This is a genomic window from Aequorivita capsosiphonis DSM 23843 (genome assembly GCF_000429125.1).
Lineage (GTDB): Bacteria > Bacteroidota > Bacteroidia > Flavobacteriales > Flavobacteriaceae > Aequorivita > Aequorivita capsosiphonis.
On the sequence record NZ_AUBG01000006.1, the window covers coordinates 336165 to 360507 of the forward strand.

Below are 24343 nucleotides of genomic sequence, written 5' to 3' on the forward strand. Positions count from 1 at the left end.
CTCCCGATAGCTATCGGGACGTTAATCTAAAATCTAAATGCTAATCTACCTTCGCGTTTTAAAGGAGAGTTTCAATTTTGCCATCAATGCGTTGCGCACCAATAAACTGCGGACGTTTCTTTCATTGGTGGGTGTAACTATTGGTATCTTTTCAATTATTGCGGTTTTGGCGGCGGTAGATTCCTTGAAAAAGGAAATTGAAGGAAGTATTAGCGGGTTAGACAATAGTACCATCATCATCATGCGTTTCAACTTTGGTCCCACGGATATTCCACGTTGGAAATGGCAGCAATTTCCCGATGTAACTTACGATGAATACCAATATATTGAACGCAGTACCCCAAATTTGGCCGAAGCAACTTTTACCTTAGGTGTGCCAAATGAGAGCGTAAAATACGAAGATAAGCAAGTGGATAATGTGCCTATTGGCGCGGTCACAGAAAGCTATTATTATATAGAATCGCTAAAACTTGCGGAGGGACGATTTTTTAATGGCTCCGAATCAAATAGCGGCGCCATGGTCGTAGTTTTGGGTGACGAGATTGCGAATCAGTTATTCGGAAATTCGGCAAATGCCATAGGAAAGGAAGTTCGAATTTACGGGAGAAAGTTTAATGTGATTGGGGTTCTGGAAAAAGAAGGGACAAGTCTTTTCGGAGGTTCAAAAGACACCTCGGTGTGGATGCCCGTTAATGTGGTGAGAAGAATCTATGGTGACAATAACAAAAATACATTTCCGCAGATTGTTGTAAAGCCAGAAAAAGGCGTTGATAATGATGAGTTTATTGCCATGTTAACCCAGCAACTTCGCATCAAACGCGGATTAAAACCTGATGAAATAAGCAACTTTTTTGTGAATCAGTTGCAAGGTTTTGCAGATTTTATCGATAATATCACTGGCAGTATGAATATTATCGGCCTGATAATTAGTGGGTTCTCACTGCTTGTAGGTGGTTTCGGGATTGCGAATATTATGTTTGTTAGCGTAAAAGAGCGGACCAATTTGATTGGTATTCAGAAATCTTTAGGGGCGAAGAATAAATTTATTCTGTTTCAATTTTTGTTTGAAGCAGTTATTCTTGCTGTAATCGGAGGGTTAATTGGACTCTTTTTAGTTTTTATAGTCTCAATTCTCGCTTCTCAATTCACGGGCGATTTTGAATTTGTACTTTCTCCGTGGAATATGTTTATCGGTACCGCGATCAGTGCGGCCATTGGTTTGATTTCCGGAATTCTACCAGCTATCTCAGCTTCAAAATTAGATCCGGTGGAGGCCATCCGGACTGGGATGTAAAACTGCGCAAGCACCAAAAAATCAAATTCCAAATTCCAAACGCATGATCTAGAAATTTTGGAATTTGGTGCTTAAGATTTGGAATTTACTCAGAAGTTGCGCTAAGAATATTAAATCAAAAAAACTAAAGTATAACCGCAACTTCTTCGTTCACCCATTCCAAAAACCGCTCGTCTTCTTCAGAAAATGGATCTTCTAAGTGTGAGTCGATATCGATTTGGCCAATATTTTTACCGTTTTTGAAGAGTGGAATTACTATTTCAGATTTTACGGTGATGCTACAAGCTATATAATTGTCTTGCGCTGTAACATCTGACACGATAAAATTTTTGTTGGAAACTGCCACTTGCCCGCAAATACCTTTTCCGAAAGGGATTACAACATGGTCTGTGGGCTCACCTGCGAATGCCTTTAGATGAAGGGTTTTCTCGGCCTCCTTGGCGAAATAAAATCCAACCCAATCGTAATAACCTACGGATGATTGTAATAATTCACAAACTTCTTTTAGGCGTTGCTCCGTGCTTTCAGCATCATTGGAGAGAATAGTCTTTACTTTTGACTTTAAATGTATAAAAGACATAATGGGTTTTTTAAATTAATTTGGTATAACAAAAGTAATTTGAATTGATTTACAAACCCCAACAACAAATCCTGTATTTTTGTTAAAAACTAAATGTTAAGGCTTCTTATTTTGACAAACAATAAACAAAATTATTTCTTCGAAAAATTTAACTCTTGAAAGAGCTCTTTAAAAAATATAAAATCGTTGTTCGTTTTGTAGTGTTGTTTTTGGGCTCTTATTTATTGCTGAGCATTTTATACACCCTCTATTTGAAAATAGCTATCAATACTGGTTATTTTCCAGATTACTTCACCAATTTGGTTGCTAGACAGAGTGGGGCAGTAGTGGATAGTTTTGGTTATCATGCGCAATTGAGACCTTATAAATTGGAAGAAGCAGTGTTATTGACTATTGATAATAGCTACTCCGTTAGTATTGTTGAGGGTTGTAATTCCATCAGCATTGTTATCTTATTTGTTTCCTTTATCATCGCTTTTTCTGAAAATTTTAAAAAAACATTGGTATTCCTTTTGGCGGGTACTGTCTTGATTTATGTAGTGAATATTTTACGAATAGCTATTTTAGCAGTAGGCTTATATAAGTTTCCAGAGTATGAAAATATCTTACATTCCGTAATTTTTCCAGGAATCATTTACGGCATGGTTTTTATACTTTGGATGATCTGGGTGCGGATGCTAAAGCCGAAAACTTCAGAATGAGAAAAATTTTGAAAATATCAGGTATTGTTGTGCTAGTCGGCCTGTTGGTCCTCATTCGAGCCTATGAAGACAGCTTGTTTTACGATCCATTATTGGACTTTTTTAAAATGGATTATAAAAGTAAACCCCTCCCAGAGGTAGATACTTTTGCGCTTCAAACGGGAATTGTACTTCGGTTTTTGTTAAACACGCTTATATCCTTTGCTATTTTGTGGCTGGTGTTTAGGGATAAAGATATAATCAAACTGTCGGCGATACTTTACTTTTTGTTATTTGCAATATTTTTTCTGGCTTTTAGTTTTATTATTTTTACTTCGGAAGGCGTTCATGGACACCTTATTCTCTTCTATATACGAAGGTTTCTCATCCAACCTCTGTTTCTACTCATCTTACTTCCTGCCTTTTATTTTCAGAAGTATAAAACCCAATGAAATTTTAATATCTTTGAAATTCTAAATTTCTTAAAAAATGAAAAATTTATCTATTGTTTTCTTTGCTATCATTGGTATAGCTTTTACATCCTGCAAGGACAATTCAAAACAAAACGAAGCAGAACTTGAAGTAGTTACGGTGGACAATACTGCAGATGCGACTAAAACGTATGAAGTGGCAGAAGTAGAGGCCGAATTTAACGATCCAAAGGTTGAAGCTGTTTTCGAGCAATATCTAAATATTGAAAGTGCTTTGATAAATACCAATGCAGATCAAACCGCTTCTGAATCTTCCAAATTGATGACGCTTCTTAAAGAGATGAATGCTGACGAAGCAACTCAGAATGCGGTTTCCGCTATGGCAGATTCGAAAGATGTAAAGGTGCAACGCGAAAATTTTGAAGCCTTGACTGCTGGTGTAGAAGCAATGCTTCAGGGCGCATTGAAATCTGGAACTGTTTACAAACAATACTGCCCCATGGCCTTTAATAATAAAGGAGCATCTTGGATAAGTACAAGTAGAGATATCCTAAACCCATATTTTGGTGATAAAATGCTAAAATGCGGTAGAGTAGATGCTGAGATTAAGTAAAAAAGTACCAGTTTTCAGTGGCAGTTTGCAGTATATAATTGTTAAACAACCAGACGCAACTTTTAAATAAAGTAAGCATCCTTTGTGTGAATTTATATCTTAGTTGTTATGAAAAAAATACTGATTTTATTATTGACTCTAGTAACCGTTTTGGGTTGCTCAAAAAATGATGATGCCGAGACAAATGCAATTGTTGGTCAATGGAAATTAATGAGAACTGTGATTAATGGAGTTGCCGGACCGACCACATTTGATTATTCAGCGGAGAACATACTTTATCGTTTTAATGAAAATGAAACTTTAGTAGTTTCTGGCGAAGAAAATGCTATACACTCAAATGGCGAACATGAATATTTTTTTGGAGAGGATTATTATCCAGGAGATACAACAGGGCCAAAAGCATTGTTAGTAAAAATAGATGAAAAAAAATGGGTGTATAATTTGACTGATGGAGAAATGCATTTGGAAGACCGCTTTGTTGCTGACTTATTTTTTGTAAAAAACTAGAGATAGGTTAAAACCATAACTGTTTTTTTTCTAAACTCCTAAACTATTCAACTCATCCACCGATCGACTCTTTAAAATAATATTTGTATTTTGCCGATACAATGAAAAAATTGATTTCCATATTCATTTCGGTGTTGATGCTGGCCAGCAGTTCTGGCATAGCCTACGCGCAACATTTTTGCGGTGGCATGGAAATGATGGCTGAAGTCACTTTGGGCGAGAAACACCTTTCCTGCGGAATACAAACAGCGAATTCAAACTCCGGTTGTGGAGATGAAGAGTCTATTCCTGACGTTCATGATTGTTGCAAAAACCATATTACCAAAATACAAATTGACGATGATTTTGCAAAGGCTTCATTTCAGGTAAAACTCCATAAAACCTTGGTAGCTTCTTTTATTTCTGTATTTCTCCTTCATGAAGTTGAGATCGCTTCCATACAAAAATCTTTCTTTGCGGATTATAATCCGCCACCACTCGAACAGAATCTAAACATTCTATACGAGACTTTTCTAATTTGATACTTCCTAGATCTTTGCGCTACCGAAGCCATACTGCTTTCTTAGTTAGGCTAGCGAGATAGCACGAAGAGTAAAGCCCCATCTTCTAGGGGTGATTTTATATATAAAATAAAATCAATTTAAAATTCAGAATTTTATAGAACAATGGACTGAAGTCGCAATGCCACCACAAATTTTAAGGTCGGCTAGCATGTTTTAAATCGAACTATTTATTCATTAAGACACTTATCCCACCCTTGCTAGTTCAAATTCTGGTTTCAAGTTTAAAATTTCACATCAAAAATGACGAACATAATCGTACGTCAACATAAATAAATATGAAAAAAATATTAATACTATTCCTTTTACTTCCATTTTGTGTTTTTTCACAAGAAAAAGTAACAGGAATCATAACAGAAACTATAAATACCGAAGAAGTTCCACTTGGTGGCGCCAACATTTATTGGTTGGGCACTTCTGTGGGGACGGTTACCGATTTTGACGGTAACTTTGAAATTGTATATAAGCCTGAATACAAAAAAATGCTTATCAGTTTTGTGGGTTATAAAACGGATACCATTTCCGTAAATTCTTCCAAGAGAATATCACATTCGTTAAAATCTACTGCTGATTTGGATGAGGTTACTATTTCAGCGCGCCAAAAGGCAAGCTCAAGATCTTTCTTACAATCGCAAAACGTGATTAACGTTAGTAGTGCTGAGTTGCTAAAGGCTGCGTGTTGCAATCTGGCGGAGAGTTTTGAGACCAACCCCTCCATTGATGTTAATTTTGCTGATGCTATCTCTGGAACCAAACAGATAAAAATGCTTGGCCTTACCAGTCCGTATATTATGGTTACCACTGAAAATGTGCCAAGTGTTCGTGGGGCTTCTCAAGCCTATGGAATGAGCTTTATTCCAGGAACCTGGGTGGAGAGTATCCAGATTACCAAGGGAGCGGGCAGCGTAGTAAATGGATATGAAAGCATTGCCGGGCAAATTAATGCCGAACTGCAAAAGCCGATGAGTGACGATAGGCTTTTTGTAAATGCTTATGGTTCTGGCGATGGGCGTTTTGAGCTGAACACACATCTAAATACCAAAGTCTCTGAGCGATGGAGCACTGGACTATACATTCACGGAAATATGCGTGAAATGGAATTTGATAAAAATGATGATTCCTTTTTGGACGCGCCATTGATGCAACAGGTGAACCTAATGAACCGTTGGCAATATACCGATCAGGAAAACGGTTATGTCGGTTTTTTCGATTTTAGATATTTAAATGATGAAAAGCAGACTGGCCAGCGCTCTTTTGATCCAAAAAAGGATCGTGGAACTACTAATGCCTGGGGTAGCGAAATAAAGACCGAGCGGTTTGAAGCTTCAGGAAAATTCGGCTTTGTGAATCCCGATCTTCCATGGCAAAGTGGTGGTTTGCAACTTGCTTATAGCCATCACGAACAGGAATCTTATTTTGGATTGAATGATTATAATATTCAGCATAACAGTCTGTATGCAAGCTTAATGTACAACTCTATTATCAGTGATTCACGACATAAGATTAAAACGGGCTTGAGTGCAACCTATGATAATTATGATGAATTGGTGTTGACAGAAAACTTTGGCAGGATTGAAAACTCTGTTGGAGCATTTTTTGAATACAATTTTGACAATATGGGCGATTTAAATTTCAATCTGGGAATCCGTGCCGATGTTCATAATAGACTAGGAACATTTGTGACGCCACGTTTTCACTTGCGATACACCCCTTGGGATAAATCTGCTTTTCGGGTTTCTGCGGGAAGAGGAAAGCGAAGCGCGAATATTTTCACCGAAAATCAGCAGATTTTTGCAACTTCACGAAGCCTTAATATTCTAGGGAATGGGGGAGCTGTTTACGGCCTTGATCCGGAAATTGCTTGGAACTACGGCGTTTCGTATATGCAAGGTTTCAATCTGTTTAATAGAAGAGCAGATATTAGCGTTGATTTTTATAGAACTGATTTTGTAAATCAAATAGTAGTAGATTTTGAGACCCCTACTGAAATCAATTTTTATAACTTAGAAGGTGAAAGTTATTCAAATAATTTTCAATCGGAATTTAATCTAAATATACTGACACATTTGGATCTTAGGCTTGCTTATAAATATTACGATGTGGAAACCACCTATCGCAACGGCAAAAAGCAAACGCCGCTTACGCCCAATCATCGTTTTTTCGCAAATGTTTCCTATCAAACACATCAAACTTCGAAAGGGGGTAATTGGAGATTCGATGCCACTTATAATTTTATAGGGGAGCAACGATTCGCTTCCACAGAAAATTACTTAAACACTATTGGTCTTTCAGAGTTTTCACCCAGTATTTCAACTTTAAACGCACAGATTACCAAGGTTTTTTCATCTAACTTTGAATTATACGTTGGTGGCGAGAATATTACAAACGTAAAACAACAAAACCCGATCATTGGAAGTGATAATCCGTTCGGCTCAAGTTTTGATACAACCTACGTGTACGGGCCCATTTTTGGAAGCTCTTATTACGCAGGTTTACGATATAGGTTAAATTAGTAATCTTTGCTTGTATGCGTTCTCCAGTTTAAAAACTGCCGAAGAGGTGGATGTAGCCAAGAGTATATAATAGCAATAAAGAATAAATAATAGTAATAAATAATAGTAATAATAAATAATAATATAAATAGAAAATAAAACAAATATGAAAAAAGCAATCTTAATTATTAGTGTATTATTTATAGGAGCGACTGGTTTCGCGCAAAACAAAAACGCAAAAGCCACGATTGACGTGGACGGTGTTTGTGGCATGTGTAAAGACCGTATAGAAAAGGCTTCTATTCAGGCGAAAGGAGTTAAATCGGCCACATGGAGTGTAGATACACACGAACTACAACTAATCTACAACGAAAAGAAAACTGATCTTGCCCAAATACAACAAAGCATTGCAGACAGCGGTCATGATACGGAAGACATAAAGGCGGAAGACATTGTTTATGAAAGTATTGACGCTTGCTGTAAATACCGTGATCCAAAGGTAGTTGACGACCATAAGGACGGCGGCCATTAAATTTTTTTATAATTTCCTTAATATATAGGAGTGGTGAAATTTCGTAATTTGAATATCAAAATAAAATATTATGAAAAACGAAAAATTAATACACGCTTTAGGTAATTGTATCAATCACTGTAATTATTGTGCCGACGCTTGCCTTGATGAGGAAAATGTAAAAATGATGGTAAACTGCATTCGCACGGATAGGGTTTGTGCAGAAGTCTGCAGTACACTAAACCAGCTTTTAGCTATGAATTTCAAAGAAGTGAAAGGACTAGTTGCTTACTGCGAAAAAATCTGTACTATGTGTGCCGATGAATGTGGAAAGCACGATGCACAGCACTGTAAGGATTGTGCGGAAGCTTGCAGAAACTGCGCACAAGAGTGTAAGGCATATATGGCATAGGTTTTCTCTGTTAAATTTTAGCTAACAAGAGAATATTATATCTTGACTTATTTTTACCTTTATAGTGTTAATTCAAAAAAATAATTGTTATGCCACAAGACAAGCAAAGCAAAAAGCCACAGACTGCTAAAAGCCCACAAGCTAAAAAGCAGGATGATAAAAAGGCTCCGAAAGCTGCTCCTAAGAAGAAGTAGCTTTCCGCAAGGTTTTTTACAGACCAACAAGACCACCCCTCGAAAGACGGGTGGTTTTTTTATTTATGCTGCTTTGATATGTGTTTCCATTTTATATTTATTAAAATAAATAATAATAAACAATAATAATAGAGAATAACAAATAACCTTTAATGTGCTCTTCAAAAGCAATTCTCAGCAATTTAAGGGAGCGAGTTCAGATCGATAATTTTTTATTATTAGAGATAGGTGGTTTTATAAATTCGAATAGAATGATTGTTTAATTATTGTTATTTCAATAATTTAACACTGATGGTGTAAAAATTGTTTTTGACCGTAAGGGATGAAAATGCTCAAAAACGGCATTCTTTGGGTAGTTTCGTCAATTGTTAATAAACTGTTAGGTTTTTTTTTCATTATTTTTTGTTGACATTACTTAGTGAACTATCTTTTTATTGCTCTTGAAAACCTAAGAAAATCAGGCCTTTGCAAAAAATTAACTTAAAATTCGCCTTAAAACAGCGGTTTCAAAACAACTTTTTGATAATATTTTCATAATCTACTTTGATTAAAAGTTGGAATTGTGGGATTTTATTGGCACTTTTGGAGTGCTAATTCAAACAAACAAAAAAATGAAAACAAAGTTTAGTGGAATTTTAACACTATTAATAGTGTTGATTGTGCAGCTCTCTTTTGCACAGGAAAAAACGATTTCCGGAACAGTAGCCGATGACACAGGCTTGCCGCTTCCAGGAGTTAACATAATTATAAAGGGTACAAGTACTGGAACGCAATCTGACTTTGATGGTAATTACTCCATTGAAGCAGCAGTGGGACAAACACTTGTGTATAGTTATGTAGGTTTTGAGACCCAAGAGATTGCGGTTGGGGCCTCAAATACGATAGATGTTGCTATGCAAGGTGGGGAAGCTCTTACCGAAGTAGTAGTAACTGCACTTGGCATTAGCCGTGAGAAGAAATCCTTAGGGTATTCAACTCAACAGGTTAGTAGCGAAGAATTAAATGAAACACGACCAACCAGTGCATTAGGTGCACTTTCCGGTAAAGTTGCTGGGGTTAGTATTTCGTCACCATCAGGTGGCTTGGGTGGTTCTACACGTGTTCTTTTACGTGGTGCTAGTTCCATAACCCAGGAAAACAAACCATTGATAGTGGTGGACGGTATTCCTTTAGATAACAGTAACTATAACTCTACAGCTACACAGAATGGTGGCGGTGGTAGAGATTATGGTGATGCTGGTTTTGACGTTAACCCAGATGATATTGAAAGCGTGAACGTACTTAAGGGTGGTGCAGCAGCAGCACTTTATGGTTCAAGAGCTTCCAATGGTGTAATCTTGATTACTACTAAAACTGGTAAGAAAGGTAAGGCTACGGTTACAGTTAACTCTGGTGTTACTTTTGACCAAGTGAGCATTCTTCCTAAAGTTCAAAAGCTTTATGGTGGTGGTGCAGGAGATGCGAGTACCTTTGAGCAATCTACTTTTAGTACGGCTGTTATTAATGGAACTACCTATAATATTGCAGATTATTCAACAGATGAATCTTGGGGGCCTCTTTATGACGGGCAACAAGTATTGCAATGGGATAACTTGGATCCAGCATTTCCAGCTGATTATTTAAATCCGAGAGAATGGAAGTATCCTGATGTTGATAAGAAGGACTTTTTTAATACAGGTATGACGCGTAATAATGGTGTATCCTTTACGCAAGGGAGTGACAAGGCTCAAATGAGACTTTCCATAAACAATTCGCAAACGGAAGGTATTGTTCCGAATACAGAGTTGGAGAGAACAACTTTTAACTTTAACGGTTCAGCCCAAATTAGCGAAAAATTAAAATTCGATGCTGGTGTTAACTTTACAAGTACAGACGGTTTTAACAGGCCGGCTACGGGTTATACCGGTACGGGTGTTATTCAGCAATTATACCAATTTGGTCAAACTCAGTTGGATTATGATAGACTTAAAAAATATAAAAATCCAGACGGTACACAAAGATCTTGGAACAGAACAGCTTATAATGATCCTACCATCCTTTATACGGATAACCCATACTGGACATTATATGAAAATACTGCAGAAGACAAGAGAACAAGATGGTTCGGTAACGTAGGAACGCAATATAATCTAACCGATGGTCTTTATGTTGTTGGTAAAGTATATGCAGATACCTACAGTCTTAGAATTCAAGAAAGAGTTGCTGTAGGCTCACAAGCGACGTCCTCTTATTCAAATGCTGACAGAACTTTTAGTGAACTAAACTATGAAGCACGTTTGCATTATGACAAAAACTTCTTTAATGACAAACTTAGCTTTAACGGTTTTGTTGGAGGTACTAGAAGAGATGTTGAAACACATAGAACTAGTTTGGTAACAAATGGCGGTTTGGCGACTCCTGGTATTTATTCATTGAACAACTCTAATGCCCCTATTACTGGACCTCCTGGAATACAGCCTCAAAATGATTCAAGAAAAAGGGTGAACAGTCTTTTTGCTTCGGTATCTTTTGGATATGACGGTTTAGTATTTATATCCGCAACGGGTAGAAATGACTGGTCTTCTACGCTTCCTGCAGATAATAACTCTTACTTTTATCCTTCATTAAACGGTAGCTTTGTGTTTTCACAACTTATTGATGCGAAATGGCTATCCTTTGGTAAAATTAGAGGGGGTGTTGCACGTGTAGGTAATGATACAGATGCATACAATCTAAATAATACGTTTATTTCTGATGGTCCTTTCCAACAGGTTGTCCAGTTTCAGAACTCATCTATCAAGTTAAACCCAAATCTAAAACCTGAGTTTGTTGATACTTTTGAAGCGGGTCTGGAAATGTCTTTCCTTAACAAAAGAATAGGTTTTGACTTTACGTACTATGATCAAAAAACAACGGATTTAATAACTCCTATACAATTAGACCCATCTACAGGTTATCGTTCAACATTTACAAACGCCGGTGTATTAACAAACAAGGGTGTTGAGGTGTTAGTAAACATTTCACCTATTAGAAGTGACGACTTTAACTGGGATTTCACCTTTAATTTCGCCAAAAACAAAAACGAACTTCAGGAATTGCTTCCAGGGGTGGAATCATTGAATTTGGCTACTTATCCTTTTAACGGTGTTACTCTTAATGCAGTAGTTGGCGAATCTTACGGACAGATTGTTGGAACCAATTATGTTTTTGACAATGACGGAAATAAAGTAGTTGATGCGAATGGTTACTATATGGAAACACAAAAGGTTGAAAATTTAGGATCTGTACTTCCTGATTACAATATGGGCTTTAGAAACTCCTTTTCTTATAAAGGTTTAAACCTATCTTTCCTTATTGATGTACAAGAAGGTGGTGTATATAGATCACTTACCAACTTATGGGGTCATTATTCTGGTATTCTTGAATCTACCGCAGCAAATAACATACGTGTTGATGGTGTAGTAAACGAGGGTGTTACTGGTGATGTTACTTATAACGATGATGGTTCTTACACCGTTACCAACACTGCTCCTAATGAAACTGCTATTTCAGCACAAGCTTGGGGAACGGATTTTTACTTCGGTAACGATGCTCAGAATGTTTTTGATGCAAGTTATGTTAAACTTCGCGAAGTAACATTGGGTTACACACTTCCTAAAAAATTTACAGGAAGCCTTGATGCAATTACGCTTTCCGTATTTGGAAGAAACCTTGCAACTTGGGGGCTAAGCAACGACAATTTTGATCCTGAAGTTGCTACGGCAGGTAGTGGTAACATTCAAGGATCTGAGGGTGGTGCTTTGCCATCAACCCGTTCAGTCGGATTTAATGTTCAATTAAAATTCTAAAAAAAGTTATGAAAAAAATAGTTTTATCAAGTATATTCCTGCTGTCGATTGCACTTTTTACATCGTGTGACTCTGGCTTGGAAGAATTAAATGAGAACCCGAACGCACCAGAATCTGTATTACCCAATACAATTTTTAACAGTGCGACGAAGCAATTCACCGATTTTTCCAGAAACGAATTTAACCATGGTAGGTTAGATCTTAACTGGATGGAATATTGGGGTCAAATTGCGTATGCTGATGAGGATAGATATCTTTATCGTGAGACCAGCGCCCAAAGTATTTATCAAACATCTTATCTTGTGGCCCAAGAATTTAAATCGATCATTGATATAAATACCGATCCGGTGACGGCAGAAGAAGCTAGTTCCGTTGGAAACAACGATAACCAGATTGCTGCTTCAAGAATTATGTTGTCTTATTTATTTTATGAATTGACAAATTTCTTCGGAGATGTTCCTTACTATTCTTATGGTAATGATGATCCAGATTTTCAAGCCTTGCAGATCGATGAATTTTTATCGCCAAAATTTGCGAAGCAACAAAAAATCTATCCAGATATCTTAAAGGAACTAAGAGAATCTGCAGATATGCTTAATACTAGTGAACCGGTGTTTATTTCTGGAGACAATGTTCTTGGTGGAGATGCTACTAAATGGAAAAAGTTTGCAAATTCATTAATATTGAGGGTTGCTACAAACTATAAATCTGTAGATGCTGGAGCCGCTAATGCCGCTATCGCTACGGCAATTAGTTCAGGTGTATTTGAATCGAATGCTGATAATGCAGTTCAAACTTATGAGGATAGTGATTTAAATGGTTCCCCGTTTTGGGTTGCCTTTATTGACCGTACCGATTTTGCTGTAACTGCTCCTTTTGTAAATCTTTTAAAAGGGAAGAATGGTAATTTTGGTTTGGATCCACGTTTGTTTGAGATGGCAGCTCCAAAAGCTGTTTCTATTGGGGATATCAAAAGTAATGATTACGATAGATCTGAAAATCCGGATGATTATGAAGGAGCCCCTTACGCTTTTAGACAGGCAAACACGTTACCATTTACAACGGTTTCTTTTCCTAGTAGTAATGTAATTAGACCAGATTACGGTGAAGTTTTAATGGAATATGCTGAAGTTGCTTTCTTGCTTTCTGAAAATGCTGGCTGGGACCAAACGCAGTATGAAAATGGTGTAAGTGCTTCTATGGAACGTTGGGGTGTTGCTCCAGACGATATTGATACCTTTGTTGCTAACTTGCCTGCTGCAAGTGAAGAAACCGTGTTGACGCAGAAGTATGTTAGTTTGTATATGCAAGGGCACACAGCTTGGGCTGAATATAGAAGAACTGGATACCCGAATGGAGATATTTTGTTTTTACCTGGAGATACCTACGAATTGCCTCCGGAGCAGGCAGCTGCTTCTAATAGAACCTCTTATGTTTTCGAAGCTGCGGCTGGATCAACCGATCTTCCTTATAGACTAAGATATCCACAAACGCTACAAACTCTTAATGGTGCTAATTTGGATGAGGCCGTTAGAGGTTTGCCAAATGGAGATAGCATTTTAAGTAAGCTATTTTGGGATAACAATTAATACAAACCTAGTGGATCAAACTAATTTTGATCGCTAGTTTTGAAAAATGAAATTAATCCAGTGAAGATGTCTTCACTGGATTTTTTCATGAATATATATTGGGTGTTTTGTTTTAATCTGCGCAAGTGATTAATTAGCTATTACGTTTATATCTTCAATTTGGTGGATCGTTTGGTTAAATTAATGAGCTACGCATATTGGTCAACTAGCATAAGGTTTTGGATACACTGGTAAATCCTTGTATCCGGTATAAAATATATTTGGGCTCTAGAATTAATCAACTTTTCAAATTAATTCGAGATTGTCCTGAAGCAGGATACGTATCTTAATATATTACCTAAGGAAGATTTAACCGCCAAGAAAAGAGGCTTATGTTTTATTCGAAAGACTTTAATTAAAGGAACTAAAGCTATATTTATGGAAATTTTATACAAGACTGCTCTCAAAGAGGGAAAGATGATAAGGGTGACGTTGCAGAACTTTAAACTACATTTAAAAATCTAAGTTGTATTTACTTCTGAGCTTAAATGTTCAGCCCACTAGCGTCTACCAGCTGCCGTCTACCGTCTTCTGACTACCAACTACCATCTGCTACTTATCAATGTTTTCCACAATAATTTTAGCGTGTACTCTAGAATTCTCAATAAACCATTTATGGGTTTCCATACCGCCACAAATTACACCGGCCAAGAACAGTCCTTTAATGTTGGTCTGCATGGTCTCTGGTTCGTAATGTGGTAGTTTTAGGCTGTCTGTAGATAGATGCACACCCATTTTGGTTAAGAATTCAAAATTGGGCCTATATCCAGTTAAGGCAATAACAAAGTCATTTTTTAAAGTTTCCTTGCCGCTTGGTGTATTTATTATAACCTCGGATGGAGTTATTTTTTCTATTTCTGAATTAAAGTAGGCTTTTATACTACCTTCCTCAATTCGGTTTTCAATATCCGGTTTTACCCAATATTTAACGCGCTCACCAATTTCCGGTCCGCGAATAACCATAGTTACCTCACCGCCTTTTCGCCATATTTCTAGAGCTGCATCCACTGAAGAATTACTGGCGCCAACCACAATAACTTTTTGCATCACAAAAGGGTGGGCTTCTTTGTAATAGTGCATTACTTTGGGCAATGCTTCACCGGGAACGTTCATCAAATTTGGAATGTCGTAAAACCCAGTGCTTACAATTATATTTTTCGCATTGTAGGAATTCTTATCACTTTTAATTTCGAAGTGATCATCAACCTTTTCAACTGAAATTATTTTTTCATATAAATTAATACAGAGCTCATTGGATGTTGCAACCCTTCGGTAATATTCCAAAGCCTCATTTCTGGTTGGTTTTGGATTGTTGCTTATAAATGGGATTCCATCGATTTCCAGTTTTTCCGAAGTGGAAAAGAAGGTCATATTTAAGGGATAATTATATAGGGAGTTGGTAAGGGTGCCTTTTTCTACTACTATATAATCTAAACCTTTCTTTTTACACTCCAGCGCACAGGCAATCCCAATAGGGCCAGCACCAATAATTAAAACATCCTTCATTCCGAGCAAAGCGAAGGAATCTCATGAATCCCTTCTAAATTTTATTTTGTTGTCAATTCCTTTAGGTCCTGAATCGTTTTTACCGGATCATTCGCTCCAAAAATATAACTACCGGCTACAAGAACATCTGCACCTGCGTCAACAAGTTGTCTGGCATTTTTATTAGTTACCCCGCCGTCAATTTCAATTCGTGTATTTAATTTCTGATCAGTGATCATTTTACGAAGTTTTTTAACTTTGTTATAGGTAATCTCTTCGAATTTTTGACCTCCAAAACCAGGGTTGATAGACATAATAAGGACCATAAAACACTTAGGAAGAATATCTTCAAGTACCGAAACAGGTGTTGTTAGGTTTAATACCACACCGGCTTTACAACCAGCTTGCTCAATCTGTGTTAAGGTTCTGTGTAGGTGTATGGTAGATTCATAATGAACAGTGATAATGTCTGCACCTATTTTTGCAAATTCCTCAATATAGCGCTCTGGTTTTTCAATCATTAAATGAACATCTAATGGTTTTGTAGCATGTTTTTTAATGGCTTGAATTACAGGCATTCCATAAGAAATATTTGGAACAAAGTGACCATCCATTACGTCAATATGAAGCCAATCTGCTTCACTGTTATTTATCATTTCTATGTCCCTTTGAAGATTTGCAAAATCTGCGGCAAGGACGGAAGGGGCAATTAATATGTCGTTCATTTTATAATGTTTTTGCAAAGGTAAATATAAGTAGGGACAACTCGTGAGTTGTCCCTACGAATGTATGTTTTTAGGTAGGGTCGACTTGCGAGTCGCCCGGTACGAATGTTTGAAATATATAGTGGGTTGGAGTTGAAGATAGAAGAATATTTTCACCTTTCCCGAAGCATCGGAGCATGAAGAAAAAACCTCCGGTAATCAGCCGGAGGTCATTCATCAATCAAAAAACGAACAGTTACATTCCCGAAGGAATCTCATACTGTCGTTAGCGTTCTGGAAGCTATCCCAAATAAGTCATTAATATTTTGCTTCGTGAAGTGTGTTTCAGTCTTCTAATTGCCTTTTCTTTAATTTGACGTACACGTTCTCGGGTAAGATCAAAGGTTTCTCCTATTTCCTCCAAGGTCATCGGATTTTGATCGCCAAGACCGAAGTACAAACGAATAACATCTGCTTCGCGAGGGGTTAAGGTTTCCAAAGCACGTTCAATCTCTGTTCTCAGCGATTCGTGCAATAAAGCGCGATCGGGGTTCGGACTTTCGCCGCTTCTTAAAACATCGTATAAGTTACTGTCTTCTCCTTCAATAAGTGGTGCGTCCATCGATACGTGACGGCCAGAGTTTTTCATGGACTCTTTTACGTCATTGATAGTCATGTCCAGTTCCTGTGCAATTTCTTCGGCAGAAGGCGGACGCTCCTTCGATTGTTCAAGATACGCATACATTTTGTTTATCTTGTTGATGCTTCCAATCTTGTTCAATGGCAAGCGAACAATTCGCGACTGCTCTGCCAAAGCCTGTAAAATGGATTGGCGGATCCACCAAACAGCGTAAGAAATAAATTTAAAACCACGTGTTTCGTCAAAACGTTTCGCAGCTTTAATAAGACCGAGATTTCCTTCGTTAATAAGATCTGGTAGCGTAAGACCTTGATTTTGGTATTGCTTTGCCACCGAAACAACGAAACGTAAGTTTGCTTTGGTCAATTTTTCCAAAGCAAGATGATCACCCGCTTTTATGCGCTGTGCCAATTCTACTTCTTCGTCTGCGGTGATTAAGTCAACTTTACCAATTTCTTGAAGATACTTGTCCAATGAAGCGGTTTCCCTATTGGTAACCTGTTTTGTAATTTTAAGTTGTCTCATTTAAGGTTTGTCCTGTAGATTAAGGTTTAACTTGTGTATAAGGTTATACGTAAGAAACGACTAAAAGGTTACAAAAAATTTTAAGTTTTTTTTATGATTTTGACTTTTAGACTATAGAAATTGTTCGTTATGGGTTGCGATCATCTGTTTTAATGGTAGTTACGGAGTCTAAATTTTTTTTGTTGAGAAATTAGACTGTCAATCTCGCGTTTATTTTTTGTTACAATCGTCTTATTATCCTTGCTGTCGAAGTAATAGTAGTTTTTTGAACTGTGAATTCTTATTGCGCTCTTGTATTGGATGTATTGTTTGTTATTTATTTTCCTGATTGTATTTGTTGGGTTTGGGTTTCTGAAAATACTTTTTTTATCAATAAGTTTTGAGTCATTATTTGAATTTTTAAAATGGGATTATTTAGCTTCAATTTCTTCTTTGCCTACAGATTTCTCAAGAACTCACTAAATTGAATAGCACGTATAATAAGATTAAGATTTTTTCCTATAGTCTGAATATTTTAAAAAGGTTACGTTACAAGTATTATCTTTATAACTTTGATTTATAACATCTAGATTATGAGAATAAAAGCGTTGCTATTCCTATTTATATTTTTAGGTATTTTCAATGTTTATTCACAAGATAAGGAAGTGCCAAGCAATTTCGCTTATCATTCCTTTAGTTTTTCTCCTGCGAAGGTTTATTCTGAAAATAAGAACACAGGTATTGGTTTTAGTGGAGATGTTCGGTTTTCCATTGGAAATAATTTAGTAGGAATAGGAGCTGAAGGGGGTGGAGAAATAAATATTCTGTCGCACAATGACTCCTGTTATGAGTTCAACCTTTTATATGGAAGAGAGTTCCAAATAAAAAACAGATTTTTTGTTGATGTATTTTCTGGTGTAGGATATATTAATCTACATACTACTGAAACTGAGAGCGACCCTCAAAATGGTTATTACAGAGAATACGAAACAACCTACAAAACAATTGGGGTTCCAGTTACCATTGTAACAAGGTTTATGCTAAAAAACGGATTTTCTTTGGGATTGCAATTCCACGTAAATCTAAACAAGGATAAGTTGTTGTTCGGAAGTGGAATTCATCTTCAATTTACGCGTAAGAGTAGAAGTGTGTATGAATAAAAAAACACCCTCATCCAAAGTATAGGAATTGAAGGCGTTTTAAGATTTATGCTCGATAAATATTAATGACTATTTATCTAGAGATATAATGTTGACAGAGGACGTAGGACAAATCTTGATTAAAAGATGATCTTTACTTATTAACGAAATGAGTCCTAACTCTTACGCGATGCACTGAGTTTATCGAAGTGTCCTTTCGTCTTACGTCAATTTTAAACGCGTACGTGTCCGTCTCCGTAAACATAGTATTTATTGGTCACCAATTGTTTTAAGCCCAAAGGTCCACGATGGTGCAATTTATCTGTACTTATGGCAAGTTCTGCACCCACGCCCATTTGTCCACCATCGGTGAAGCGAGTAGAGGCATTGTGATAAACGGCAGCGCTGTCTATGTTCTCCATAAAATAAGCTGCTTTTTGAGGGTCTTTCGTCATTATCACGGAAGAGTGTCCGCCGCTGTATTTGTTTATTTTCGCAATGGCTTCATCACTATTTTCTACAGCTCCAATTACAATTTTCATTGCTAAAAACTCCTCATACCAAGTTGCTTCATTTTCGATTACTTTTGAAGTAGAAAGTGTCTTTTTAACTTCAGTATCTACCAAAATAGTCACTTTTAATTCTTCAAGAACTTCTTTCAATTCTTTTATTTTAGCTTCATAGTTTGGAATCTTTTTATCTACCAAAACTTTGTCAAGAGCATTGCATCCTGAGATTTTTTCAGTCTTGGCATTTATAATCACTTCAATTGTTTTTTTCCAATCGGCATCTTCGGCTACATACAAAAAGTTGTTTCCGCGACCGCTCACCAAAACCGCACAACTGGCGTTCTCTTTTACAAACTGAATTAAACGTTCGCCACCTCGGGGTACAATCAGGTCAATAGGTTCGTTCGGGTTTTTTAAAAAGGCTTGGGTTTCTTCACGATTGAGTTCTAGCATTTTAATCCAGTCTTTTTCAAGGCCGTTTTCTTGTAATGCTTCGTGCCAGAATTTAACCAAGATTTTATTGCTATTGTAGGCTTCTTTTCCACCTTTTAGTAGAATTTTATTATTCGCTTTAAAAGCGAGAACCGCAGCTTCAATAGTTACATCAGGTCTGGATTCATAAATAATCATAATGGTTCCAAAAGGTGCCGTTCTATTGATTATTTTAAGTCCGCTGTCTAATTCATTGCTGCTAATTTCTTTGTTTACGGGATCATCTTGTTCTTTAACTTCAGAAATGGCTTTGATCATCCCATCAATTTTCGAGTCATCAACAACAAGCCGGTCATATAGTGCTTGATCGTCTTTATTAAAAGCTTCCAAATCTTGCTTGTTCGCTTTTAATAAATCTTCCCGTTTATTGTCAATAATCTTCATCATCGACTCCAAAACCTTATTTTTTAATTCTTTATTTATCAACTTCATATTCTTTTCTGTTTTAATTTATTTATGAGTAAAATTTTGTTCCTAAATCTTTTCCTGCCAAAAGATCAACGATAATATTTTTACGTTTTCCGTTTGCGATATAGGTAGGAATATTCTTCTTCGCTGTTTCTTTGGCGATTTTCAATTTAGACTCCATACCGCCACGGCCTTCACCTTCACCTTTATCCGATGCTTGAACGTATTGTTCCACTTTTTCATCGTGGTGAACATTGCTTAACTTTCTGGAATCTTCATGATCGGGATGTCCAGTGTAAAGGCCATCGGTGTCTGTTAAAATAACCAAGGCATCAGCATCTATAAGCTCTGCGACGAGGCTAGCCAATTCATCGTTGTCGCTAAACATGGACATGGTTAATGATACGGCGTCATCTTCATTTGCAATGGGTACTATACCTTCGGCAATGAGCCCTTCATAACAATTAATCATATTTTCGCGGTGTTTACCGGGTGTGAAATCACGTTTTGTGGCCAAAATCTGGGCACATCGCATCCCGTGATCGTGAAACAGACTGTAATAGTGCCGCATCATTCTAGGTTGCCCTACTGAAGAATAAATCTGTCTTCTGGTGGCGTCATCTTTGGCGATACACTCACCCAAAACCTCCATGCCTGCAATGGCAGATCCTGAAGAGACTAATACCGGAGCATATCCATCTTCATATAAAGCTGCTATTTGTCGCACCAATTCGTTGAGAATTGGCCCTACAATGCGGTTGTCCTTGTTTGTCATAACGTTGGTTCCTACTTTTATAACCACTCGTTTTTCCTTCATATCTTTTAGTTCTTGTGTTTTTATTTTCCTAATTCTGTTGCTCTGTTAAACGCCGCATAGGCAGCATCTTTAATGAGTTCTTTTACGTTGTTATCTTCCATCGAATCCAATGCGGCACGTGTTGTACCACCTTTAGACGCTACCATTTCCATCCAGCTGTTTGGCGATAGATCCGATTCATTAAATAATTTTACGGCGCCCTCAAAAGTTTGGGTTACCAAAATTTTTGAATCGTTGGAAGAAAAGCCCATTTTAAGTGCGGCTTCCATCATGGATTGCATAAAATAGAACACATAGGCTGGTCCACTCCCCGATATTCCAGTTGAGGCATTGATGAAGTTTTCATTTTCTACGTGAATGGCCTCTCCTGTGGTATCCAATAGATTACGGACCATTAAGAGTTCTACGCGAGTTACATCTTTTGCTGCCGTAAAAGAGGTCATTCCCAAACCAACTTTTGCTGGTAGATTGGGCATGGCCCGAACCACTTTTTTATTGTCTAAGGCATCTTGAATTGTTTTAATGGTAACTCCCGCCATTAGCGATATAAAAAGCTGGTCTGAGTTAACCATTCCATTCATATTTTTAAATAATTCCTCGCTATGATAAGGCTTTACAGCGATAAAAACGATATCTGCTTTTGGAAGACAATCTTCCAAATTTTCAAAAACATCGAATTGTGGAACTTTCTTTAATTCTGAAATTTTTTCTGCGGAAACATCGTAGATCATTAAATTTCTACGATTTAAAAGGGGAGACTTAGCCATTCCTTCAGCATAGGTCAATCCCATATTTCCTGCACCAATTACTAGTACTTTCATATTTTGTTTTATAGTTATGCCCTTTTAGGTGCAAGTATTGTGCGAGAGACCGGATATTTCTATCTTATCCAATATTAAAAGTAAAAATTGGCTGTGGGGTTACTGATAGAAGAGGTTACAAGCCTTTTAAATGCATTTGGTATTACAATGGTTTGAGGTGACAGTTTTGCATACTTTCTATATTTTACCGAAATTATGGCATAAAAAACGATTTCTCCCGAAATATCGCGAAAATGACATTATAAAGATGTTGCCCTAAGGATTGATTTGTTTCTTGCTGATTTTAGGTGTTTTAACTTTATAAGAATTTTGTTTATCATTTTCGATGTGTGCGCTAGTTTTTTAAATTTTAAAAATTAACATCGCTGCAAAATTGCGTTTTGTTTATTGGTAACTAAAACAATCAAATTAAGCTCAGAATACTTTAACGATTTTAAAAAACCATCCAAAAAAGGACAGGTTGTATCCATGAAGTCTTTTAAAGCACTTGGGGCTTCTTTGGAAGATTTGAATTCGAAGAATCCTGAAATTGAAGAAACTCCTAGAAAAATCAAAATTCCCTTAAAGACTTAACCTCGTCATTCTAATGCCCTCAGCCTGAGAATTGGCTTTTGGATATTTTATTTTCAGTTAGATGGAGTTATTTTAAATAATTAAATAGTTGAACTATACCTGACTCAGACGTGAAGGAGACCTAAAGGAGCACCTGAATGGAACTATAAATAATGATAGAAATTAGAAGCCGTCTCAAAACTGGGGTTTTGATCATGTGTCCATTCGAGTCTTTCAGCTTCGCTCAAGATAAACTAAAGTCGAGACCTTATTGATAGTCAGTAACTAATGGTTCTGTCCTGATAGCTATCGGGAGCGCTCGAACAGTCACAATAAATCGGTTTTGAGGCAGCCACACATTCATAAGTTGCTAATTCAGTTTTATAAGAAATATTAGAGATGTCTTGAGCCTGTAAACATATTGGAATTAAAAATAGTAATATTAGGATTTTCATTAGTTTAAAAAAACGGTCTATTATAATCATAGTAGCGGGATTGACCCACGAACTCTTCGGTTTATAACTGACCTTAAATTTATAAAAATTATCTTCGGATTTTGCATTTACCCGCTATTGCGTTAAACATTGTTGCAAGTAGTGCTTACGCCACTGTGAATTCCAATTCGTTCATTTCCACGCTGAATTTTACGTTTGTTTTTAAGGCTCCAAATACTTTTAAAATAGTTTCGATTGTCACATTTTTTGTATTCCGCTCTAATTTAGATATTTGTGATTTTTGAACTCCGATTAATTCTCCGAGTTGTTCTTGTGTCAATTTTCTTTCTTTTCGAACCGACTTTATCATATCGCCCAAAACTTCCATTTTCAAGTCGAATTCGTATTTATCGCGCTCAGGTGTTCCTATCTCTCCCAAATCCTTATCCTTCATTTGGTCAAGGGTCATCATTTTCATTTTTTTCCCTGCACGTTCGGCAGGCGTGTTTTTTGTTTCTATAATCTATTCTTTTTGGGCAAAATATTCCGCCATAATCTTTTTCGCTTTTTCTATATCGGCTTTAGGTACTTTGTCCGTTTTCTTTATGATTCCGTGGGTTGCCAGGACGAGTGTTTCGGTTTTGTCTGTTTTGTCCCAAAAGGCGAGGAGTCTGTATTGAAGTCCGATATATTTTGTCCTTAACTCCCAAATTTCGCTGTCTAATTTCTTGAAAAGCTTCGGATCATTGGTCAATTTTCTCCATAAATTCCATTGCCTGTTTAAGGAAAATAACTTCAAATTTTGGATTCATCCCTTTTATTTGTCCAATTTACAAGACAAATATAAATCAAAAAGTTGAGTTATATGGAAACTAAGAATTGTTTTTGCATTACTGGCAACGGTTTTGTGTATGATTAGCGGCGTGTTTAAGCACCTAATTTAGTAAATAAAAACGGAATAGAAAATCCGCGAGGATTTTCGTAAGTAGGCGAGAACCAGCCATTAATTATACACGTTGTTAGCCACTGGCATTATTTGCAAGCTAAAAATTCTTTCGCTGTCAATACAGGAATTTTGGAATTCTTAAAGTCCTTTTTATTCCTTGAAATTATCACATCAATTTGGTTTTCAATAGCGGAATAATATTGAAGTCCATCCTCAAAATCAGGGAAATTGTCATCGCTCAAAGCTAATTCTGTTACTTTATCATCTAAAGCTAGTAATTCCACAAGTACTTTAAATTTTCTCAAAATTTCTCTTGCTTCCTTTGCAGATTTTAGTTTTGTCAGAATATAATTTGTATTCGCAAAGGTTAATGATGAAATTGTGAGTTCCAATTCTTTTTTGTCAGCACGAGAAAATAAATCCGCAGCTTCATCATAGAATTTTTCTCTTTTTGAAAGAAGGTCTATGACAATATTAGTGTCAATTAGTAATCTGCTCATTTGTATTTCTCAATTAGGTAATCAGTATAAGCATCTTTTGCGTCAAAATCCTCATCAAGATTAATTACTCCACTTAAACTTTCAACAAGAGGTGTGATTTCCGTTAAATTTCTTTTCCGTTTAGTGAGTGTTGTCAAATAAGATTCTATAAGTTTTGACAAGCTAATATTATTCGATTTAGCATAATTCTTTGCACTTTCGATAATTGTTTTGTCTAAACTCAATGTCAATTTTTTGTCCATAACATTTGTTTTACGTACAAATTTAGTAAATTATTACGTAAGTTTGGTTTTATCACGGAATTTTTTGATGTTCGTTAAGGCACATAGTTTACAAAGTTAAAGTCACATGCTTTACACTAGATTCTGACTTAGTCTAATTGATACTTGTTTATCTCTTATTTTATTTTCATTAAAGTAACCTAAAAATACGTCTCTATAAAATACTCTCCAAATTCCGTTTCCTTGATCTTCAACTCCTACGTATTTGCCCTTAAGTCCAGCAGTTAAATATACCCAATAATATGACTTCCACCGCAGGGATGCATTTTGGCATACTTTCATCACTTTCATGGTTGATGGATAATCATATGTTGGAATTTTCTCAGGGTATGGTCTATTGGAAAAATCATGGCAAGCAGCGGGGGTTTTCATTCCCAAAGCT

24 protein-coding genes are annotated in these 24343 nt (G+C 36.6%); 12 read left to right on the plus strand and 12 right to left on the minus strand.

Annotation, left to right across the window (positions count from 1 at the left end):
* Positions 1-37 precede the first annotated feature (37 nt).
* Positions 38-1294, plus strand: a complete 1257-nt coding sequence (locus tag G440_RS0106070; protein WP_026450490.1) for an ABC transporter permease — start codon at positions 38-40, stop codon at positions 1292-1294.
* A 124-nt stretch (positions 1295-1418) separates the two neighbouring features.
* Here G440_RS0106070 and G440_RS0106075 read toward each other — a convergent pair whose 3' ends face one another.
* The gene (locus G440_RS0106075) at positions 1419-1874 is read right to left on the minus strand and encodes a GAF domain-containing protein (RefSeq protein WP_026450491.1); all 456 of its coding nucleotides are present in this window, start codon (positions 1872-1874) and stop codon (positions 1419-1421) included.
* Between the two features lie 155 nt (positions 1875-2029).
* Between G440_RS0106075 and xrtF the strand changes: the two genes are divergently transcribed.
* The 10 genes from xrtF (at position 2030) to G440_RS0106130 (ending at position 13690) form a co-directional block, all read left to right on the plus strand.
* Positions 2030-2575 (plus strand): exosortase family protein XrtF, encoded by a 546-nt coding sequence (gene xrtF, locus G440_RS0106080; protein ID WP_026450492.1) that lies wholly within the window; start codon positions 2030-2032, stop codon positions 2573-2575.
* Positions 2572-3006, plus strand: coding sequence for an exosortase F system-associated membrane protein (locus tag G440_RS0106085; protein ID WP_026450493.1), 435 nt, complete (start codon positions 2572-2574; stop codon positions 3004-3006). The genes xrtF and G440_RS0106085 overlap by 4 nt, the downstream gene beginning before the upstream one ends.
* A gap of 37 nt (positions 3007-3043) precedes the next feature.
* Complete coding sequence (locus G440_RS19545; RefSeq protein WP_051285171.1) at positions 3044-3598, plus strand: DUF3347 domain-containing protein; 555 nt, start codon at positions 3044-3046, stop codon at positions 3596-3598.
* Positions 3599-3706: 108 nt separating this feature from the next.
* On the plus strand, positions 3707-4105 hold the full coding sequence (locus G440_RS0106095) for a hypothetical protein (RefSeq protein ID WP_026450494.1): 399 nt from the start codon (positions 3707-3709) through the stop codon (positions 4103-4105).
* A 101-nt stretch (positions 4106-4206) separates the two neighbouring features.
* Positions 4207-4626, plus strand: coding sequence for an HYC_CC_PP family protein (locus G440_RS0106100; RefSeq protein ID WP_026450495.1), 420 nt, complete (start codon positions 4207-4209; stop codon positions 4624-4626).
* 317 nt (positions 4627-4943) lie between these two features.
* Positions 4944-7178: a TonB-dependent receptor gene (locus tag G440_RS0106105; RefSeq protein WP_026450496.1), complete on the plus strand. Its 2235-nt coding sequence runs from the start codon at positions 4944-4946 to the stop codon at positions 7176-7178.
* 145 nt (positions 7179-7323) lie between these two features.
* Complete coding sequence (locus G440_RS0106110) at positions 7324-7689, plus strand: heavy-metal-associated domain-containing protein (protein ID WP_026450497.1); 366 nt, start codon at positions 7324-7326, stop codon at positions 7687-7689.
* A 70-nt stretch (positions 7690-7759) separates the two neighbouring features.
* Positions 7760-8080: a four-helix bundle copper-binding protein gene (locus G440_RS0106115; RefSeq protein WP_026450498.1), complete on the plus strand. Its 321-nt coding sequence runs from the start codon at positions 7760-7762 to the stop codon at positions 8078-8080.
* Between the two features lie 805 nt (positions 8081-8885).
* Positions 8886-12101 carry a SusC/RagA family TonB-linked outer membrane protein gene (locus G440_RS0106125; RefSeq protein WP_026450499.1) on the plus strand — a complete coding sequence of 1072 codons (3216 nt, stop codon included), beginning with the start codon at positions 8886-8888 and terminating at the stop codon, positions 12099-12101.
* A gap of 8 nt (positions 12102-12109) precedes the next feature.
* Positions 12110-13690: a SusD/RagB family nutrient-binding outer membrane lipoprotein gene (locus G440_RS0106130; RefSeq protein WP_026450500.1), complete on the plus strand. Its 1581-nt coding sequence runs from the start codon at positions 12110-12112 to the stop codon at positions 13688-13690.
* Between the two features lie 591 nt (positions 13691-14281).
* Here G440_RS0106130 and G440_RS0106135 read toward each other — a convergent pair.
* The 3 genes from G440_RS0106135 to G440_RS0106145 all read right to left on the minus strand — a co-directional run bounded on the left by G440_RS0106135 (position 14282) and on the right by G440_RS0106145 (position 17083).
* Positions 14282-15235 (minus strand): YpdA family putative bacillithiol disulfide reductase, encoded by a 954-nt coding sequence (locus tag G440_RS0106135; RefSeq protein WP_026450501.1) that lies wholly within the window; start codon positions 15233-15235, stop codon positions 14282-14284.
* 41 nt (positions 15236-15276) lie between these two features.
* Positions 15277-15939: a ribulose-phosphate 3-epimerase gene (gene rpe / locus G440_RS0106140; RefSeq protein ID WP_026450502.1), complete on the minus strand. Its 663-nt coding sequence runs from the start codon at positions 15937-15939 to the stop codon at positions 15277-15279.
* Between the two features lie 280 nt (positions 15940-16219).
* Positions 16220-17083: a sigma-70 family RNA polymerase sigma factor gene (locus tag G440_RS0106145; RefSeq protein ID WP_026450503.1), complete on the minus strand. Its 864-nt coding sequence runs from the start codon at positions 17081-17083 to the stop codon at positions 16220-16222.
* A gap of 572 nt (positions 17084-17655) precedes the next feature.
* Between G440_RS0106145 and G440_RS0106150 the strand changes: the two genes are divergently transcribed.
* Positions 17656-18222 carry a hypothetical protein gene (locus tag G440_RS0106150; RefSeq protein ID WP_026450504.1) on the plus strand — a complete coding sequence of 189 codons (567 nt, stop codon included), beginning with the start codon at positions 17656-17658 and terminating at the stop codon, positions 18220-18222.
* Positions 18223-18434: 212 nt separating this feature from the next.
* Here G440_RS0106150 and G440_RS0106155 read toward each other — a convergent pair whose 3' ends face one another.
* The 8 genes from G440_RS0106155 to G440_RS21400 form a co-directional block, all read right to left on the minus strand.
* The gene (locus G440_RS0106155) at positions 18435-19634 is read right to left on the minus strand and encodes a glutamate-5-semialdehyde dehydrogenase (protein WP_026450505.1); all 1200 of its coding nucleotides are present in this window, start codon (positions 19632-19634) and stop codon (positions 18435-18437) included.
* A gap of 22 nt (positions 19635-19656) precedes the next feature.
* Positions 19657-20427: a glutamate 5-kinase gene (proB, locus tag G440_RS0106160; protein ID WP_026450506.1), complete on the minus strand. Its 771-nt coding sequence runs from the start codon at positions 20425-20427 to the stop codon at positions 19657-19659.
* Between the two features lie 20 nt (positions 20428-20447).
* The gene (gene proC, locus G440_RS0106165) at positions 20448-21248 is read right to left on the minus strand and encodes a pyrroline-5-carboxylate reductase (protein WP_026450507.1); all 801 of its coding nucleotides are present in this window, start codon (positions 21246-21248) and stop codon (positions 20448-20450) included.
* Between the two features lie 1152 nt (positions 21249-22400).
* Positions 22401-22706 (minus strand): helix-turn-helix domain-containing protein, encoded by a 306-nt coding sequence (locus G440_RS0106175; protein ID WP_084426629.1) that lies wholly within the window; start codon positions 22704-22706, stop codon positions 22401-22403.
* Between the two features lie 51 nt (positions 22707-22757).
* Positions 22758-23033, minus strand: coding sequence for a type II toxin-antitoxin system RelE/ParE family toxin (locus tag G440_RS19550; protein WP_211228193.1), 276 nt, complete (start codon positions 23031-23033; stop codon positions 22758-22760).
* 233 nt (positions 23034-23266) lie between these two features.
* Positions 23267-23680, minus strand: a complete 414-nt coding sequence (locus G440_RS0106185; RefSeq protein WP_026450510.1) for a type II toxin-antitoxin system VapC family toxin — start codon at positions 23678-23680, stop codon at positions 23267-23269.
* Entirely contained in the window at positions 23677-23922 is a 246-nt protein-coding gene (locus tag G440_RS0106190) for a DUF6364 family protein (protein WP_026450511.1), read from the minus strand. Before G440_RS0106190 ends, G440_RS0106185 begins: the two co-directional genes overlap by 4 nt.
* Before the next feature lie 111 nt (positions 23923-24033).
* On the minus strand, positions 24034-24343 hold a 310-nt coding region (locus G440_RS21400; RefSeq protein ID WP_026450512.1), incomplete at its 5' end, for a hypothetical protein.

Bases quoted from the DNA above. Each gene is read 5' to 3' on its own strand.
- G440_RS0106145 (WP_026450503.1), bottom strand. From the start codon at position 17,083: ATGAGACAACTTAAAATTACAAAACAGGTTACCAATAGGGAAACCGCT.
- G440_RS0106185 (WP_026450510.1), bottom strand. From the start codon at position 23,680: ATGAGCAGATTACTAATTGACACTAATATTGTCATAGACCTTCTTTCA.
- proC (WP_026450507.1), bottom strand. From the start codon at position 21,248: ATGAAAGTACTAGTAATTGGTGCAGGAAATATGGGATTGACCTATGCT.
- G440_RS0106075 (WP_026450491.1), bottom strand. From the start codon at position 1,874: ATGTCTTTTATACATTTAAAGTCAAAAGTAAAGACTATTCTCTCCAAT.
- G440_RS0106085 (WP_026450493.1), top strand. From the start codon at position 2,572: ATGAGAAAAATTTTGAAAATATCAGGTATTGTTGTGCTAGTCGGCCTG.
- G440_RS0106130 (WP_026450500.1), top strand. From the start codon at position 12,110: ATGAAAAAAATAGTTTTATCAAGTATATTCCTGCTGTCGATTGCACTT.
- G440_RS0106175 (WP_084426629.1), bottom strand. From the start codon at position 22,706: ATGATGACCCTTGACCAAATGAAGGATAAGGATTTGGGAGAGATAGGA.
- G440_RS19545 (WP_051285171.1), top strand. From the start codon at position 3,044: ATGAAAAATTTATCTATTGTTTTCTTTGCTATCATTGGTATAGCTTTT.
- G440_RS0106095 (WP_026450494.1), top strand. From the start codon at position 3,707: ATGAAAAAAATACTGATTTTATTATTGACTCTAGTAACCGTTTTGGGT.
- G440_RS0106110 (WP_026450497.1), top strand. From the start codon at position 7,324: ATGAAAAAAGCAATCTTAATTATTAGTGTATTATTTATAGGAGCGACT.
- G440_RS0106190 (WP_026450511.1), bottom strand. From the start codon at position 23,922: ATGGACAAAAAATTGACATTGAGTTTAGACAAAACAATTATCGAAAGT.
- G440_RS0106100 (WP_026450495.1), top strand. From the start codon at position 4,207: ATGAAAAAATTGATTTCCATATTCATTTCGGTGTTGATGCTGGCCAGC.
- G440_RS0106150 (WP_026450504.1), top strand. From the start codon at position 17,656: ATGAGAATAAAAGCGTTGCTATTCCTATTTATATTTTTAGGTATTTTC.
- G440_RS0106115 (WP_026450498.1), top strand. From the start codon at position 7,760: ATGAAAAACGAAAAATTAATACACGCTTTAGGTAATTGTATCAATCAC.
- rpe (WP_026450502.1), bottom strand. From the start codon at position 15,939: ATGAACGACATATTAATTGCCCCTTCCGTCCTTGCCGCAGATTTTGCA.
- G440_RS0106155 (WP_026450505.1), bottom strand. From the start codon at position 19,634: ATGAAGTTGATAAATAAAGAATTAAAAAATAAGGTTTTGGAGTCGATG.
- proB (WP_026450506.1), bottom strand. From the start codon at position 20,427: ATGAAGGAAAAACGAGTGGTTATAAAAGTAGGAACCAACGTTATGACA.
- G440_RS0106105 (WP_026450496.1), top strand. From the start codon at position 4,944: ATGAAAAAAATATTAATACTATTCCTTTTACTTCCATTTTGTGTTTTT.
- G440_RS0106125 (WP_026450499.1), top strand. From the start codon at position 8,886: ATGAAAACAAAGTTTAGTGGAATTTTAACACTATTAATAGTGTTGATT.
- G440_RS0106070 (WP_026450490.1), top strand. From the start codon at position 38: ATGCTAATCTACCTTCGCGTTTTAAAGGAGAGTTTCAATTTTGCCATC.
- G440_RS0106135 (WP_026450501.1), bottom strand. From the start codon at position 15,235: ATGAAGGATGTTTTAATTATTGGTGCTGGCCCTATTGGGATTGCCTGT.